The organism is Peribacillus sp. RS7 (genome assembly GCF_041956845.1).
GTDB lineage: Bacteria > Bacillota > Bacilli > Bacillales > DSM-1321 > Peribacillus.
In genome coordinates this window covers 138,551-154,729 of record NZ_CP168135.1, presented here as the reverse complement: position 1 = coordinate 154,729, position 16,179 = coordinate 138,551, and the positions used below count along the sequence as shown (strand labels likewise).

General features: G+C 42.1%; 15 protein-coding genes. 11 read left to right on the top strand and 4 right to left on the bottom strand.

All coding sequences use genetic code 11. The features are described 5' to 3' along the window. Positions 1-130: 130 nt before the first annotated feature. Genes gcvT through gcvPB form a run of 3 tightly spaced genes read left to right on the top strand, consistent with a single transcriptional unit; the run spans position 131 to position 4,051 of the window. Positions 131-1,237 (top strand): glycine cleavage system aminomethyltransferase GcvT, encoded by a 1,107-nt coding sequence (gene gcvT / locus ACDZ29_RS00850; RefSeq protein ID WP_375089512.1) that lies wholly within the window; start codon positions 131-133, stop codon positions 1,235-1,237. Positions 1,238-1,254: 17 nt separating this feature from the next. Next, a complete protein-coding gene (gene gcvPA / locus ACDZ29_RS00845) occupies positions 1,255-2,601 on the top strand; it encodes an aminomethyl-transferring glycine dehydrogenase subunit GcvPA (RefSeq protein ID WP_289325716.1) in 1,347 nt (448 codons plus the stop codon). Further along, positions 2,594-4,051: an aminomethyl-transferring glycine dehydrogenase subunit GcvPB gene (gene gcvPB / locus ACDZ29_RS00840; RefSeq protein WP_289325715.1), complete on the top strand. Its 1,458-nt coding sequence runs from the start codon at positions 2,594-2,596 to the stop codon at positions 4,049-4,051. The genes gcvPA and gcvPB overlap by 8 nt, the downstream gene beginning before the upstream one ends. Before the next feature lie 173 nt (positions 4,052-4,224). Here gcvPB and ACDZ29_RS00835 read toward each other — a convergent pair whose 3' ends face one another. Further along, positions 4,225-4,608, bottom strand: a complete 384-nt coding sequence (locus tag ACDZ29_RS00835; RefSeq protein ID WP_289315689.1) for a rhodanese-like domain-containing protein — start codon at positions 4,606-4,608, stop codon at positions 4,225-4,227. A 214-nt stretch (positions 4,609-4,822) separates the two neighbouring features. On the opposite strand from ACDZ29_RS00835, the gene ACDZ29_RS00830 reads away from it, so the two are divergent. After that, positions 4,823-5,659, top strand: a complete 837-nt coding sequence (locus tag ACDZ29_RS00830; RefSeq protein ID WP_289325714.1) for a biotin/lipoate A/B protein ligase family protein — start codon at positions 4,823-4,825, stop codon at positions 5,657-5,659. 390 nt (positions 5,660-6,049) lie between these two features. Beyond that, the gene (locus ACDZ29_RS00825; protein WP_289325713.1) at positions 6,050-8,620 is read left to right on the top strand and encodes a vitamin B12-dependent ribonucleotide reductase; all 2,571 of its coding nucleotides are present in this window, start codon (positions 6,050-6,052) and stop codon (positions 8,618-8,620) included. Between the two features lie 173 nt (positions 8,621-8,793). Here the strand turns inward: ACDZ29_RS00825 and ACDZ29_RS00820 are convergent, their stop codons facing one another. Next, entirely contained in the window at positions 8,794-8,979 is a 186-nt protein-coding gene (locus tag ACDZ29_RS00820) for a hypothetical protein (RefSeq protein ID WP_289315692.1), read from the bottom strand. Between the two features lie 143 nt (positions 8,980-9,122). Here ACDZ29_RS00820 and splB point away from each other — a divergent pair, with 143 nt between their 5' ends. Together splB and ACDZ29_RS00810 are read left to right on the top strand one after the other, a co-directional pair. Continuing rightward, complete coding sequence (gene splB, locus ACDZ29_RS00815; protein WP_289315693.1) at positions 9,123-10,148, top strand: spore photoproduct lyase; 1,026 nt, start codon at positions 9,123-9,125, stop codon at positions 10,146-10,148. An 84-nt stretch (positions 10,149-10,232) separates the two neighbouring features. After that, complete coding sequence (locus ACDZ29_RS00810; protein ID WP_375089508.1) at positions 10,233-11,114, top strand: patatin-like phospholipase family protein; 882 nt, start codon at positions 10,233-10,235, stop codon at positions 11,112-11,114. 22 nt (positions 11,115-11,136) lie between these two features. On the opposite strand, the gene ACDZ29_RS00805 is transcribed toward ACDZ29_RS00810, so the two are convergent. Continuing rightward, positions 11,137-11,511: an SA1362 family protein gene (locus ACDZ29_RS00805; protein WP_061464010.1), complete on the bottom strand. Its 375-nt coding sequence runs from the start codon at positions 11,509-11,511 to the stop codon at positions 11,137-11,139. A gap of 137 nt (positions 11,512-11,648) precedes the next feature. Next, entirely contained in the window at positions 11,649-12,602 is a 954-nt protein-coding gene (locus tag ACDZ29_RS00800) for a DUF1385 domain-containing protein (protein ID WP_375089507.1), read from the bottom strand. Positions 12,603-12,936: 334 nt separating this feature from the next. On the opposite strand from ACDZ29_RS00800, the gene ACDZ29_RS00795 reads away from it, so the two are divergent. The 4 genes from ACDZ29_RS00795 (at position 12,937) to efp (ending at position 15,633) form a co-directional block, all read left to right on the top strand. Further along, the gene (locus ACDZ29_RS00795) at positions 12,937-13,446 is read left to right on the top strand and encodes a YqhR family membrane protein (RefSeq protein WP_289325710.1); all 510 of its coding nucleotides are present in this window, start codon (positions 12,937-12,939) and stop codon (positions 13,444-13,446) included. 94 nt (positions 13,447-13,540) lie between these two features. Beyond that, positions 13,541-13,987, top strand: a complete 447-nt coding sequence (gene aroQ / locus ACDZ29_RS00790; RefSeq protein ID WP_289315697.1) for a type II 3-dehydroquinate dehydratase — start codon at positions 13,541-13,543, stop codon at positions 13,985-13,987. Then, positions 13,988-15,049 carry a Xaa-Pro peptidase family protein gene (locus ACDZ29_RS00785; protein ID WP_289315698.1) on the top strand — a complete coding sequence of 354 codons (1,062 nt, stop codon included), beginning with the start codon at positions 13,988-13,990 and terminating at the stop codon, positions 15,047-15,049. It abuts the gene before it with no gap. A gap of 26 nt (positions 15,050-15,075) precedes the next feature. Continuing rightward, on the top strand, positions 15,076-15,633 hold the full coding sequence (efp, locus tag ACDZ29_RS00780) for an elongation factor P (RefSeq protein WP_034308328.1): 558 nt from the start codon (positions 15,076-15,078) through the stop codon (positions 15,631-15,633). The last annotated feature ends 546 nt before the right edge of the window (positions 15,634-16,179 follow it).

Sequence of the window (16,179 nt, the reverse complement as noted above, 5' to 3'; positions counted from 1 at the left end):
AGCTCAAACGGGCTTTCTCTGTCCTTTTTTGTGCTTTTTTCACATCATGAATCAGGATATCTGATGCGTAATGACAAGAAGCTTTGATAATGAAGCCATTTAAATTAAAAAATCTGAGGGGGGTCATTTTTTGACCAATTTAAAAAGAACACCACTATTTGAAGTTTATCGTGAATGCGGCGGTAAAACGATCGATTTTGGCGGCTGGGAACTTCCTGTCCAATTTTCGGGTATAAAGGACGAACATGAAGCCGTACGTACAAAAGCGGGGTTATTCGATGTTTCCCATATGGGGGAAGTTGATGTTAAGGGTCCTGCGAGCCTTTCCTTTTTACAGAAGATGCTGACTAATGATATATCAAAGCTGCAACAGGGCGGTGCCCAATATACGGCTATGTGCTATGAAAACGGCGGGACGGTTGATGATCTCATCGTTTATAAGAGGGCTGAAGACGACTATCTGCTCGTGGTCAATGCAGCGAATACAGATAAAGATTTCGATTGGCTGCAAGCTAATCTACCGGAAGATGTCCAAATCACGAATGTATCGAGTCACTATACACAGCTAGCACTTCAAGGGCCATCTGCAGAGAAGATATTACAAAAACTATCAGAAAATACTGCCTTAAGTGAAATCGGATTTTTCAAGTTCAAGGAAAATGTCATGATAAATGGTATCTCCACGATGGTATCCCGTACCGGATATACTGGTGAAGATGGTTTTGAGATATATAGCGACAGTGAAAACGGTCCTGCCCTTTGGAAGGCGATTCTGGATGCCGGCAAGGAAGAAGGGATTCAGCCGATTGGTTTAGGTGCTCGTGATACCCTGCGTTTTGAAGCGAAACTGCCACTGTATGGGCAGGAACTTTCAGCGGACATCACCCCAATAGAAGCCGGGATCGGTTTTGCGGTAAAAGTGGATAAGGAAGCAGATTTTTTCGGGAAAGCCGTTCTTGCTGAACAAAAGGAGAAAGGGGCTCCCCGCAAGCTTATGGGAATTGAAATGATTGACCGTGGTATTCCACGTCATGGGTATAAGGTCTACAGCGGGGACAAAGTCATTGGCGAGGTCACGACTGGTACCCAATCACCAACGTTGAAGAAAAACGTAGGATTGGCACTTATCGATAAGGAATTTTCGGTGCTGGATGCGGAAGTCGAAGTGGAAATCCGATCCAAACGTTTGAAAGCCGTTATCATACAAACACCTTTTTATAAAAAACCACGTAAATAGAGGGGAATGGTCATTAGATGAAACATCGTTATTTACCCATGACAGAGCAAGATAAACAAGAAATGCTTGAAGTGATAGGTGTACCTACTGTTGAAGAACTTTTCAATGATATCCCTGAAAGTGTTCGTTTTCAAGGCGAATACGATATCAAGCCCGCTAAATCGGAACCTGCCTTAATGAAAGAATTATCAAGGCTTGCTTCCAAGAATGCGGATCTTAAAAACTATGCTTCCTTCCTTGGTGCGGGTGTCTATGACCATTATGCACCGGTCATCGTCGATCATGTTCTTTCCCGTTCTGAGTTTTATACGGCTTATACACCCTATCAGCCTGAAATTTCACAGGGCGAGCTTCAGGCCATCTTTGAATATCAAACGATGATTTGTGAATTGACGGGTATGGATGTGGCTAACTCCTCCATGTATGACGGCGGGACAGCGCTAGCTGAAGCAGCCATGCTTGCTTCAGGTCACACACGACGCAAGAAGATTCTCATTTCAGGGACGGTTCATCCTGAATCAAGAGAAGTCGTAAAGACCTATGCGAAAGGACAACGCGTGGAAGTGATCGAAATTCCTTATAAAGACGGTGTGACGGATATGGCGGCCTTAAGGGAGTTGGTGAATGATGATATTGCAGGAGTGATTGTGCAATATCCGAACTTTTTTGGCCGCATCGAGCCATTGAAAGAAATGGAAGAAATCATTCATGGCGTCAAGTCCATGTTTATCGTTTCCAGTAATCCGCTTGCACTGGGAGCCTTGACATCCCCTGGTGCCCTCGGTGCAGATATCGTAACGGGGGATGCTCAGCCATTCGGCATTCCAGCAGCATTCGGCGGACCTCATTGTGGATATTTTGCCGTTACGAATAAACTTGTACGGAAAGTTCCGGGCAGACTCGTCGGTCAAACAGTGGATGAAAATGGAAAAAGGGGTTTTGTGCTGACGCTTCAAGCTCGTGAGCAGCACATTCGCCGTGATAAGGCCACATCCAACATTTGTTCCAATCAAGCGTTGAACGCCTTGGCAGCTTCTGTTGCAATGACCGCTCTTGGGAAAAAGGGGGTCAAAGAAATGGCCGTGCAAAATATTCAAAAAGCGCATTATGCGAAAAAAGCTATTGAGGCAAAAGGGATAAAAGTAATGTTCGACGGTCCTTCGTTTAATGAATTTGTCATTAAACTGCCTGCTTCGTTTTCAGAAATCAATAAAAACTTATTTGAAAAAGGGATGATCGGCGGCTTTGATTTAGGAAAGGTTTATCCTGAGCTGGAAGACCATATGCTGGTCGCGGTAACGGAACTTAGAACAAAAGAAGAAATTGATGCACTTGCGCAGGAATTGGGGGATCAACATGAATAATCAAGATCAATCACTCATTTTTGAAATCAGTACATCCGGTCGAATCGGGTATAGTCTGCCAGAAATGGATGTTGCAACTACTCCGCTCGAAGAAATTCTTCCTGCCGACTACATCCGTGAAGAAGAGGCTAAGCTTCCTGAGGTGTCCGAATTGGATATCATGCGTCACTATACAGCACTTTCCAAACGGAATCATGGAGTGGATTCGGGTTTTTATCCGCTGGGTTCATGCACGATGAAATATAATCCGAAAATAAATGAAAATGTGGCACGCTTTAACGGTTTCGCCCATATCCATCCATATCAAGATCCGAGTACTGTTCAGGGAGCCTTGGGACTATTATTTGATTTGCAGGAACATCTAACGGAAATCACTGGGATGGATCAAGTGACATTACAGCCTGCAGCAGGTGCACACGGTGAATGGACAGGGTTGATGATGATTCGCGCTTTTCACGAAGCTAATGGCGATACAGAACGGACGAAAGTGATCGTACCCGATTCTGCACACGGTACGAATCCAGCTTCTGCCACTGTGGCCGGACTTGAAACGATAACAGTGAAATCCGATGAAAACGGGTTAGTCGACCTTGAGGATTTAAAGCGTGTTGTGGGACCGGATACGGCGGCTTTGATGCTGACGAACCCCAATACGTTAGGATTGTTTGAAGAGAACATTTTGGAAATGGCACAACTTGTCCATGATGCCGGTGGGAAGCTTTATTATGATGGTGCCAATCTGAATGCAGTACTTTCAAAAGCACGCCCGGGTGACATGGGCTTTGATGTGGTTCACTTAAATCTCCATAAAACATTCACTGGCCCGCATGGCGGCGGCGGTCCGGGTTCTGGCCCTGTAGGGGTAAAGTCGGATTTGATTCCTTACTTGCCTAAACCGCTTGTGGTCAAACAAGATGAGCAATTCGTTCTTGATTATGATCGCCCGCAATCCATTGGCAGGGTAAAACCCTACTATGGGAATTTCGGGATAAACGTGAGGGCTTATACGTACATTCGTTCAATGGGTCCTGATGGCCTTAAAGCCGTCACCGAGAATGCGGTCCTCAATGCAAATTATATGATGCGTAGGTTGGAACCTTATTTTGACCTACCATATAATCGTCATTGTAAGCACGAATTCGTATTAAGCGGACGTCGGCAAAAGAAATTGGGAGTCAGGACTCTCGACATAGCCAAAAGATTGCTGGATTTCGGGTATCATCCTCCAACCATTTACTTCCCGTTGAATGTGGAAGAAGGAATGATGATAGAACCGACCGAAACGGAGTCCAAGGAAACTCTGGATGCATTCATCGATGCAATGATCCAGATTGCCAAGGAAGCGGAGGAAACTCCGGAAATCGTTCAGGAAGCTCCGCATACGACCGTTATAAAGCGGCTTGATGAAACTCTTGCTGCAAGAAAACCGGTTCTGCGTTTTCAAGCCTAGACTGAAAGCTTACATGAAAAAACCCCTGCCTGCCGGCGGGGGTTTTTTCATGTTTATGTATCTTGTAAAGAACTAATCAAAGTCAATGAGTTAACTTTCATTTTCATTTTCATTGAGCCCGCATTGAACATGTAGACGTTTTAATTAAAAAGAGCCCATGCGGAGATGGGGTCTTATTTCTTTGCTTTGATTTTCCCGGTCCACATTTTGAAACCGCCTTTTAGGTGAAAAAGTTCCTTGTAGCCCTTTTTGTATAGCATGGCTGCAGCTCTTCCGCTGATGATTTCGCTTTGAGCGTACAAGTATACAGGCTTGTCCGGCCTAATTTCGACCAAGCGAGTTTTCATTTGCGTCATAGGGATGTTTCTTGCGCCTAAGATATGACCATTATCAAAATCATTCGGTTCCCGAACATCGATCAGCTGCACTTTTCTGTAGTTAGCGATAAATTCGTCCTGTGTTAATGTTTTAACGATTTTACGCTGGCGGTACCAATTAAAAAGTGAATACGCAATAACCACTCCCAAGATGATGAGCAGTGTATATAATAATTCCAAACATTAAAACTCCCTTCTACCTTAACGAATACAGACAATACTTATTATATAATTGCTTTACTTAATAATCAAAAAGAATTTTCATCAAATTCTTTATCGACTTGATAGCACTTTCTTTTTTAGAGTGTTAAAGTCTGTTAAACTACTACATGTGAGTTTTTTGTGGGGTATAACGGAATTACTGAAAAACAGTCTATTGAAACGAGGGTTTAGGATGACTAAAGAAAAATGGGGTTTTATAGATTCTGGAAATTGTTCACCGGCTTTTAATATGGCGATGGACGAAGCGCTTTTAAATTGGCAAAGCAAAGGGGAAATTCCGCCAATCATACGCTTTTATGGTTGGGATCCAGCGACATTGTCGATTGGTTATTTTCAAAAGGCAGAAGCGGAAATCGATATGGAAGAGGTCAAAAGGCAAGGCCTCGGTTTTGTTCGCAGACCAACAGGAGGGCGAGCGGTGCTGCACGAGCATGAATTGACTTATAGCGTAATCGTTCCAGAATCCTATCCGGGAATGCCAACTACCGTTACTGAAGCATATCGTGTCATATCTGAAGGAATATTAATGGGGTTCAGGAATCTTGGATTGGATGCTTATTTTGCTGTGCCTCGAACCGAGCAGGAAAAAGCGGCTTTAAAAGCGCCCAAGTCTTCCGTCTGCTTTGATGCTCCAAGCTGGTATGAACTGGTCGTTGAGGGCAGGAAGGTCGCTGGCAGCGCACAAACCAGGCAAAAGGGCGTCATCCTTCAACACGGGGCCATTTTGCTTGAACTTGATGATGAAAAGCTCTTTAGCGTATTTAAATTTTCAAATGACAGGGTTAAAGAGAGAATGCAAAAAAACTTAAAAAACAAAGCTGTAGCCATGAATGACATTGCCGGAAGAAAGATTACCATCCCCGAAGCGAAAGTTGCTTTTGAAAAAGGTTTTGCCGAAGGACTATCGATCGATCTAGAACCATACGTCCTCACTGAACAACAATTGCTGGAAGTGAAGGCCATTGCAGAAAGCAAATATGAAAGCGATGAATGGAATTTCATGAGATAGAAGAAGCAGAATAATTAAAGTGGAAAATAAAAAAGTTTTTTCAGATTTGTTTACCAAATAAGCTATTCCTTGCAGGAATAAGTCCTAAAAGGGATGGGGAAAAAGCAAGGTCCAAATTAATTGAAATCTGATGAAAAATTATTGTAAATCGACATTTTCCTCCCTTTTGCTAACTATATTAATTGATTTATCGTTTGACAAAATTAAAAGTCATTCAAAACAAACACAATATATAGTAGTTGAAATATTTAATGCGACACTATATGTTGATTTTTGAGTTTCGCTATGATAAATTTAGGGTACTTGTTAAGCGAAACGGACATGTAAGGCTACATATAGATTTTTGCGGCAGCAAGAACGGATCTTGAAACATATAAAGGAGAGGGAATTATGTCGGTTGTAATAAAAGAAGCTTTAAAGGTTGATCTAGAAAGGTTGAATAAGGATATTTCTTTATTTCCCCAGGTTCACCCTGTAACGGCTGATATGAAAATGGCGCATAAGGGAGTGTCCCGTCTAGTCATGCTTGACCGCTATTCTTTTAAGGATACTGAAAAAATCACACTCTCGGCAGGCGATTTCGTAGTGTTGACGATCAAGGAAGATCCGAAATTCCCAGCACGGGGTCTTGGTCACATCGTTGAAATAGATTGGGAAACCAAAAAAGCCAAGGTATTGGTGGATGAAGAATTCCGCGGCGTATTGGATAATCCGGAAGAAGTGGAGACGGGGATTGTAAACCGTCCGCTGGATATTATCGAAAAACCGCTTGAAATATACTATGAACAAATTGCGAAACGTAATGCAACAGGCTTGGCTTCAGTGGAAACCACTGAAGAAAAAAGAACGGAATGGTTCAATAAATTCTATGAAGAATTAAAGAACCTTAATTTTGTCCCGGCAGGTCGAGTATTATATGGTGCGGGTTCCAATACGGATGTTACTTATTTCAACTGCTATGTGATGCCATTCGTACCTGATTCACGTGAGGGAATTTCAGAACATAGGAAACAAGTGATGGAAATCATGAGCCGCGGCGGCGGAGTGGGTACGAACGGATCGACATTGCGTCCAAGGAACACTCTGGCAAAAGGGGTAAATGGAAAATCCTCGGGTTCAGTGTCATGGCTTGATGATATTGCGAAATTGACGCATCTTGTTGAACAGGGCGGTAGCAGACGCGGTGCGCAAATGATCATGCTCGCTGATTGGCATCCTGATATTGCAGAGTTCATCATCTCTAAAATGCAAAATCCAAGGATCCTTCGTTATCTAGTGGAAAACACTAAAGATGAGGCCATCAAGAAATATGCGACGGATAAATTGAAATTCACGCCGCACACCGAACAGGAAACGGCTATGTATCAAGGAATCATCAATTATAAAGAGATTCCTGGTCTAGGTGGATTTAGCGAGAAAATCATTAGGGATGCAGAGGAAAAGATCCGTACAGGCGGAACGTACAGTGTCCATAATTCCGATTTTCTAACTGGCGCCAACATTTCGATTTGCTTAACTAAGGAATTTATGGAAGCGGCAGAAAAAGATGAGGAATACGAATTGCGTTTTCCTGATGTTGAAAGCTATAATGCCGAAGAAATGGCTATTTATAATGCCGAATGGCATAATGTCGGTGATGTTCGCGAATGGGAGAGAATGGGTCACAAAGTTCGTGTTTACCGTAAAATCCGGGCTAAAGAGCTTTGGAACTTAATAAACATTTGTGCAACATATTCTGCTGAACCAGGTATTTTCTTTATCGATAATGCTAATGAAATGACGAACGCCAAAGCATACGGTCAACAGGTCGTAGCTACGAACCCATGTGGCGAACAGCCATTGGCCCCATATTCAGTATGTAACCTTGCTGCTGTCAATTTGGCTGAAATGGCAGATAAAGATAACAAAACCGTTAATTTCGAGAAACTTAGGCAGACCGTCGAAGTCGGTGTGCGTATGCAGGACAATGTCATTGACGCAACTCCTTATTTCTTGGATGAAAACAAAAAACAGGCACTGGGCGAGCGACGGGTTGGACTTGGTGTAATGGGTCTGCATGACCTGTTGATCTACTGTGAAACGGAATACGGATCTGAAGAAGGAAACATCCTGGTCGACAAGGTGTTTGAAACGATTGCGACTACGGCTTACAGGGCATCCGTGGAACTTGCTAAAGAAAAAGGCAGTTTCCCATTCCTGATCGGATCAAATGATAAAGAAACCGATGAGCTTAGAACGCGTTTCACACAAACCGGATTTATGGAAAAAATGCCGGAAGACATCAGGGAAAGTGTTGCTGCACATGGAATCCGTAACTCTCATTTATTGACAGTGGCTCCTACAGGAAGCACAGGAACGATGGTTGGGGTATCTACAGGTCTTGAACCATACTTCTCCTTCACGTATTTCCGCAGTGGCCGACTTGGCAAATTCATTGAAGTTAAGGCTGATATTGTTCAGGAATACTTGGACCGTCATCCAGAAGCTGATCCAGAGGAGCTTCCAAAATGGTTCATCTCCGCTATGGAATTGGCACCTGAAGCCCATGCGGATGTTCAATGCATCATTCAACGCTGGATTGACAGTTCGATCAGTAAAACGGTCAATGCTCCAAAAGGATATACTGTCGAACAGGTTGAAAAAGTATATGAACGTCTATACAAAGGCGGAGCAAAAGGCGGTACCGTTTATGTGGACGGCAGCCGTGACAGTCAGGTTCTCACGCTCAAAGCGGAAGAAAACCAAATGGACGAACAGCTAGAGATGGACGAATTGACAGATGTGGAAGTAAAGAAAAAAGTCGTATTGGTCGATACGATAAATGAACTCCGTTCGACGAATGTTACGATTGGGTCGGAAGTGGGCAACACTTGTCCGGTCTGCCGTAAAGGCGAAGTCCAGGAAATGGGCGGATGTAATACTTGCACGAATTGTGGAGCACAATTAAAATGTGGGCTATAAGCTAAGCTGATAGAAGAAGTCGTTAAGTGTGCTGAAAAGCTGATCTTAACGGCTTTTTTATATAAACATAATCGATTGAGCTTGTAGGTTTTTAACTTCTGTTCAATTTACATTCCATTGAACTTAAATAAAGAGAAGCCGAATCGTTGGATTCGGCTTCTCTTTGCGTTCATTCATCCATTTTCATTTTGCTGGCCTATTTCCTTTTCGGCTAGATATTGGTTTCCATCCTTTAATACCGAAAATTCATCGACCGAGTCTCCAGGTATATTCCTGGGATTTGGATATTTATTATCTGTTTGGACGGTTATCGATTGTTTCCCCATTCCATTTGTCAAGAAGTCTCGTTTATTAGCCATACCATATCGCATCTCCTTCATTTTGGATTTTCCAATTAAAAACAATCATGAGGATAACAGAATAAAGAAAAACTATCCTTATTAATTAGATTGTGTAGTTCGATTGAAAGTATGAACAAATACAGAAAAGAACGGAGAACGAAATGAAACCATTTATGCCACAGTTAGTATATATCGAGCCCAGGGCACTAGAATACCCGCTTGGGCGGGAATTGAAAAAAAAATTTGAGGATTTGAACATTGAAATCCGTGAGACTACCTCACATAACCAAATTAGGGATCTACCTGGAGAAAATGATTTACAAAAATATCGTGTCGCCAAGTCCACGCTTGTGGTAGGGATCAGAAAGACATTGAAATTCGATTCTTCAAAGCCATCTGCTGAATATGCCATCCCTCTTGCAACCGGGTGTATGGGGCATTGTCATTATTGTTATTTACAGACGACACTCGGAACAAAGCCATATATTAGGACATACGTGAATCTCGAGGAGATTTTCGAGGCTGCCGAAAATTATATCAATGAGCGAAAGCCTGAAATTACACGTTTTGAGGCGGCCTGTACATCAGATATCGTCGGAATTGATCATTTGACACATTCGTTAAAAAGGGCTATAGAATATTTTGGGAAAAGTGAATATGGGGTCCTAAGGTTCGTAACTAAATTTCATCATGTCGACCACCTGTTGGATGCTGAGCATAATGGAAAAACTAGATTTAGGTTCAGTATAAATTCACGTTACGTGATAAAGAATTTCGAGCCCGGCACTTCGAGCTTTGAAGAAAGAATGGAAGCGGCTCGAAAAGTGGCAGGTGCCGGATATCCCTTGGGTTTTATCGTAGCTCCAATATATCGTCATGAAGCATGGAAAGAGGGCTACCGTGAATTATTCGAACGGTTAAGTGAGGCGTTAAAAGGCGTGGATATCCCAGACTTGACTTTCGAATTAATCCAGCATCGGTTTACTGGCCCTGCCAAAAAAGTGATTCAAAAAAACTACCCGAAAACGAAATTGGAACTGGACGAAACGAAGCGTAAATATAAATGGGGCCGATACGGTATTGGTAAATATGTTTACCAAACCGAAGAAGCCGCAGAACTGGAAACGGCAATTCGTGGGTATATAGCGGAATTTTTCCCAAAAGCGGAAATTCAGTATTTTACCTGAAGAAGGCCATCTTTCATATAAAACTGTCATAAATCGCTCTAATCCTGCTTAAAAATGTAAAGACCGGATTAGGGGAGGGCAGCTATGATTATTGACGGCGTTTTTTCCGGAGGCGGGATTAAAGGATATGGTTTAGTTGGAGCCCTGCAGGAATTAGAGGAACGAGGATTTGTATTCCATAGGACAGCGGGTACAAGTGCTGGTTCCATAATTGCAGCTTTCGTAGCCGCTGGATACACAGGTAAAGAAATGGAAGAGCTTTTTCTTGATATAGATTTAAGCGGCATGCTGGATAAAAGGCGTGGTCTATTGCCTATCCCGCTTGCTAAGTGGCTCCTTATTTACTGGAAACTGGGCCTTTATAAAGGCGACGCTTTGGAATCCTGGGTTGCCGGTAAACTTGCCGAAAGGAATGTAGTTACCTTTAAGGATGTTCGACCGGAGTCTCTCCGTATCATAACCTCTGACATTACAAATGGGAAATTGGTGGTACTGCCTGATGAGTTACCGAATTATGGAATTGATCCGCTCACATTTCCAGTGGCTAAGGCAGTGAGAATGAGTTGTAGCATTCCCTATTTTTTTGAGCCAGTAAAACTTGATGTCGGAAAAAGCACGTTCCTTTTTGTTGATGGAGGTGTGTTAAGCAATTTTCCAATGTGGTTATTCAATTCAGATCATGTAAGGAAGGAACGACCGGTCATAGGCTTGCGACTAAGTGTCGATGAGATATGGAAACCGCATAAGGTGGATAATGCGGTAGAATTGTTCTCCGCACTATTCAAAACGATGAAAGATGCCCATGATGCACGTTATATTTCCAAGAAACACGTCCAGAATATTGTATTTATCCCGATGAAGGGAATTTCTGCAATGGATTTCAATCTGAATGATGAAAAAAAGGGTGAATTGATGGATCAGGGCAGACAGTGTACTAAAGAATTCCTTAAGAATTGGACATATTAATAATCATAAAAAAATCGGGCTCTTAAAAAGAAGCCCGATTTTTCTTTTTATTCTTTTTCCCCTCGATGACGGTTAAGTGACTATCCGTTTTCTTTCTCACTTTTATTTTTTTTGATGATTTTGCTGCAGAGAAGCTAGCCACATTATCCTTTTTCGAAGTTCGGTTTTTTAGCCTTTTTTTCGATTGGCGGGCAGCCTTTCGGAATGCTTGCTGCTCTTTTTTAACTGGTTTTCCCTTTGTTAATCCGGTATAAATCATATAAATAATCCCTGCGACAATGGCTATTATGAGAATGTTTCTAAAAAAGCCAATCGGGTCATTAAATAGTCGGCTCATTAGTCCGAGGACTCCGAGGGCGATGATTCCGTATATCATGAAAGATATGAAACGTTTCAACAAAGACACCTCCTTAAGAGCATCATAAGCATTTTTTGCTTATTTTAAACATTCTTCATGTAAAATATTTGAAATAAATGAAGATCATTCCTTAAGTTAGTATATGATTTTCCATAATCAAAATGTGTATAGATGTTTTACACAATAACATCCGATTCTAAATCTTTTTCAGTTCTCTTTTCCATTTTTAACAGTTCGTGGAAGGACGCCAATGCGACTTCGACTTGATCGTCGGTAGGGGCTTTGGTTGTCAATAACTGAAGCCAAAGGCCAGGGTAGCCAAGGTAACGCAGGATGGGAATATCTCTTACTTTGTTGGTCAACTGCAATACCTCGAAGGCTATGCCTAGCACTACGGGGATAAGTAAAACGCGATCCACGACACGGAGCCATAATGGATCGGTCGGAACGAGCATATAGACAAACATACCTACAATGACTGTAAATAAAATAAAGCTACTGCCACAGCGATAATGAAGGCGTGAACTTGCCTGCACATTTTCAACGGTCAATTCTTTTCCGCTTTCAAAGCAATTAATCACCTTATGCTCTGCTCCGTGATACTGAAAGACCCGTTTGATCAATGGGGTCATGGATACTACATAGATGTATACCAGCAATAATATCAACTTGAACAAGCTTTCCATTAAAACCTGGGCAATATGGCCACTAAAGATGGGTCTTGTCAATTCGGCAAGAAAGACTGGAATCAAAGTGAAAAGCAGCTTTCCAAATAGGAAGGAAAGAACACCGATTACGGCAACTCCAAGCCATACACTTAATTTAGAAGATTCTTTCGTTTCTTTTTTCTTTTCGTCCTGCTTTTCCCCGTCCTCTTCTTCATACTGTTCAGTGGAAAAGTTCAGATGTTTCGAGCCGGTGGCACTTGACTGAATCAGTGATACGATACCCCTTAGAAACGGCACTCTTTTTAATTGGTTGACAACAGGTTTTGATTCTCGCGGCAGGTGATAATATACAATCGTTGAATCTTTGCGGCGTACCGCAGTTACTGTGTGATGTTTGCCCCCGAACATGACGCCTTCCACAACAGCCTGCCCTCCATAAACGGGTTTTTGGACCTCAGACATTTCTACACCAACCTAATAGTTATTCACGTAGCTCTCTCATGGGTGCTAACATGTTTATTATCAAGCATCACAAGGGTTTAAAGGCGGTCCTCCAAAATTGAATGGCGGCTTTATCCCTGCGATTACTTTATGAATGTTGACTCACAGGAAGTTAGTATCCTGTGTACATTATAAACTTCAACAGAGGATAGGTATTTTCCTCTGAAAAAAGTACAATATTTATGATTTAATCATACAGAATAAATCCCAAAACCTCTAGTGATTCTCCTCCTTAAGAATAAAAAAAAATAGTTCTATTTAACAAAGGGCATACTACGTAGCGGAGGTGTTTGATATGTCTTCTAATGAAAATGGACAAATTCAACAGGAAAATCAAAGCTTGATCTACAATGTACTAGCTATCGGTTTTGTTGGCGGGGCTGCAGCCAGTTTTGCCGGAATCATCGCCCATTATGTTAATTTTATGGGGTTTAGCCCCAAATTCATACTTACTTCGTGGTCGAATATGACTTGGATCGATCACTGGCTTGGTACGGTAATGACCATACTTTTGTTCGGAATTCTATCCGTGGGGATCGCTTTTATATACTATGGTCTTTTTAAAAGGATGAAGAGTATTTTTTCGGGTATTTTTTTGGGAGTGGTTTGCTGGGCGTTGCTCGTATTTGTCCTGAAACCGATGTTCGCCGATTTGCCAACCATTTCGAAAATGTCGGCAAATACGATTATAACCAGTGTCTGCATTTTTATTTTATACGGTCTTTTTGTAGGGTATTCTATATCATACGATCATCAGGAATATATACGTCAACAAAAAAACGCTGAGAAACGAAAGGAAAGCTGATCGCTTCTTGGTTGTAAAAAAGTAGTAAGACAATTTGTAATTATGATAGAATGTTCATGGAAAGCATTCTTTTAATTATGAGCAGGTGTTGATGATGACAAAAATCTTACTAATCAATGGTCCGAATTTAAATCGCTTGGGGAAGCGGGAACCTGCACATTATGGATCCTCGACGCTTGCGGATGTGGAAGCTCTATTGCTGCAGCAAGCTCAAGGCTTGAATGTGGAATTTACCTCTTTTCAATCTAACCATGAAGGGGCGATTATCGACAAGCTCCATTGGTCAGAAGATCATGGGATCGACGGGATTATCATTAATCCTGGAGCTTTTACTCATTATAGCTATGCGATTCGTGATGCAATTGCCGGAATTGATGTTCCAGTTGTGGAAGTGCATATTTCGAACATACATGCCCGTGAAAGCTTTCGGCATGAATCAGTGACCGCGCCGGTATCGGCGGGACAGATTGTCGGCTTGGGGATACACGGTTATGAATTGGCGTTGCAGGCGATCACAAAGATTGCAAAGGGGAGAAATTAAATGAATAAACTAATGCGCTTAAGAGCCTCAATGGAAAAGGTGGGCATTGATGGTTTTTTGATCACCAGTACATATAACCGCCGGTACATGACCAATTTTACGGGAAGTGCAGGCGTCGTCCTGATTTCCCAAAAAGAAGCTAAATTCATCACTGATTTCAGATACGTGGAACAAGCGGGCAAGCAGGCTGCAGACTATGAAATCGTCCAACATAAGGGAACCATCATCGAAGAAGTCGGTAAGCAGGCAAAAGAAATGAATATCGGCACACTGGGCTTTGAGCAAGAGCATATGACTTTTGCGACATATAAGGCATACGAAGCGGGCATTGAAGCACAACTTTTGCCGGTGTCTGGAGTTATTGAGAATTTACGCTTGATAAAGACTTCATCAGAGATTAAGATATTAAAGGAAGCGGCTGCTATTGCTGATGCTGCCTTTACACATATTCTGGATTACATGCGTCCAGGGATTTCAGAACTGGATGTATCCAATGAACTTGAATTCTTCATGAGGAAACAGGGGGCAACTTCCTCATCCTTTGATATTATCGTAGCATCTGGTGTAAGATCTGCTCTTCCACATGGAGTGGCTACGGATAAAATCATTGAAAAAGGCGATTTTGTCACATTGGATTACGGAGCATACTATAACGGATATGTGTCTGACATAACTCGGACATTGGCAGTTGGCAAGCCAAGTGAAGAACTTATTAACATTTATGACATTGTTTTAGAAGCGCAACTGCGCGGAATGGCTGGGATAAAACCTGGGATGACGGGCAGGGAAGCGGATGCACTAACTCGTAATTTAATTGAAGAAAAGGGATTCGGGCAGTATTTTGGACATTCGACTGGACATGGAATCGGTCTGGAAGTTCATGAAGGTCCGGCATTATCCTTAAGGTCTGATATCATTTTAGAACCAGGTATGGCCGTAACCGTCGAGCCGGGGATTTACTTACCGGGGGTAGGCGGAGTGCGGATTGAAGATGATACAATCGTTACAAATGAAGGTAACGAAGCACTTACTCATTCAACGAAAGAGTTAATCATTCTGTAAACATGTACATGTAGGAGGACAATTTTATGATTTCTGTAAACGATTTTCGCACGGGTGTTACGATTGAAGTAGATAATGGAATTTGGCAGGTTATCGAGTTCCAACATGTTAAACCTGGTAAAGGTGCAGCTTTTGTACGTTCTAAACTTCGTAATCTTCGTACAGGTTCGATCCAGGAGAAAACATTCCGTGCTGGTGAAAAAGTTGCTAAAGCACATATCGAAAACCGCAAAATGCAGTACCTTTATGCAAGCGGAGATAGCCATGTATTCATGGATAACGAAACGTATGACCAAATCGAGCTACCAGCTTCAAGCATTGAACGTGAACTGAAATTCCTTAAGGAAAATATGGAAGTACATATCATGACTTTCCAAGCCGAAACACTTGGGGTCGAGCTTCCAAACACAGTAGAACTTGAAGTTGCGGAGACTGAGCCAGGAATAAAAGGCGATACATCTTCAGGCGGAACGAAATCAGCGGTACTTGAGACGGGCCTTTCGGTTCAAGTTCCATTCTTCATCAACCAAGGTGACAAATTATTGATCAATACAAATGAAGGTTCTTACGTATCACGCGCATAAATGAAAGAAGGCCGAGATGAATTTCTCGGTTTCGTTTGTAGACAAAAAGGTTTCGGAATGGTTTCATTCCGAAACCTTTTTGATTTTTTATTGGATATAGATGATTTGTACTCACGATAGCCCTCTTTATTTGTTGTTGTGTACTTTAAATCCCCATTTTACGAACCAAATGTTTAGCTGGCACCAATTGGTCTAAAGTAGTAATCATTTCAAGCTGACCTCGCTGAATAGAATCATGATCATGTTTAAAAAGCATCCTCATCACCTTAAGTTTTCATCCTTCTATTTTAAAAAGACTGTAGGCAACTGGCTTTCTTCAAATTTGTCTACAGTCTGGAGGGTCCGTTTGGTCTAATCCCAAACCATGATTTTATAAGAAGACTTGGTTATCCTTCATGTTTTACCTTTTTTATGGAGTGGACCCCTCACTGGATAGAAGAAATCTGCGACATTCCTGCCGAATAACTGGCTAGCCGAGACCCCACAGGCGCTTGCGCCGAGGAGGCTTGGCAGACAGGCGGAAAGGGAGCGGATTTCTGAAATCAA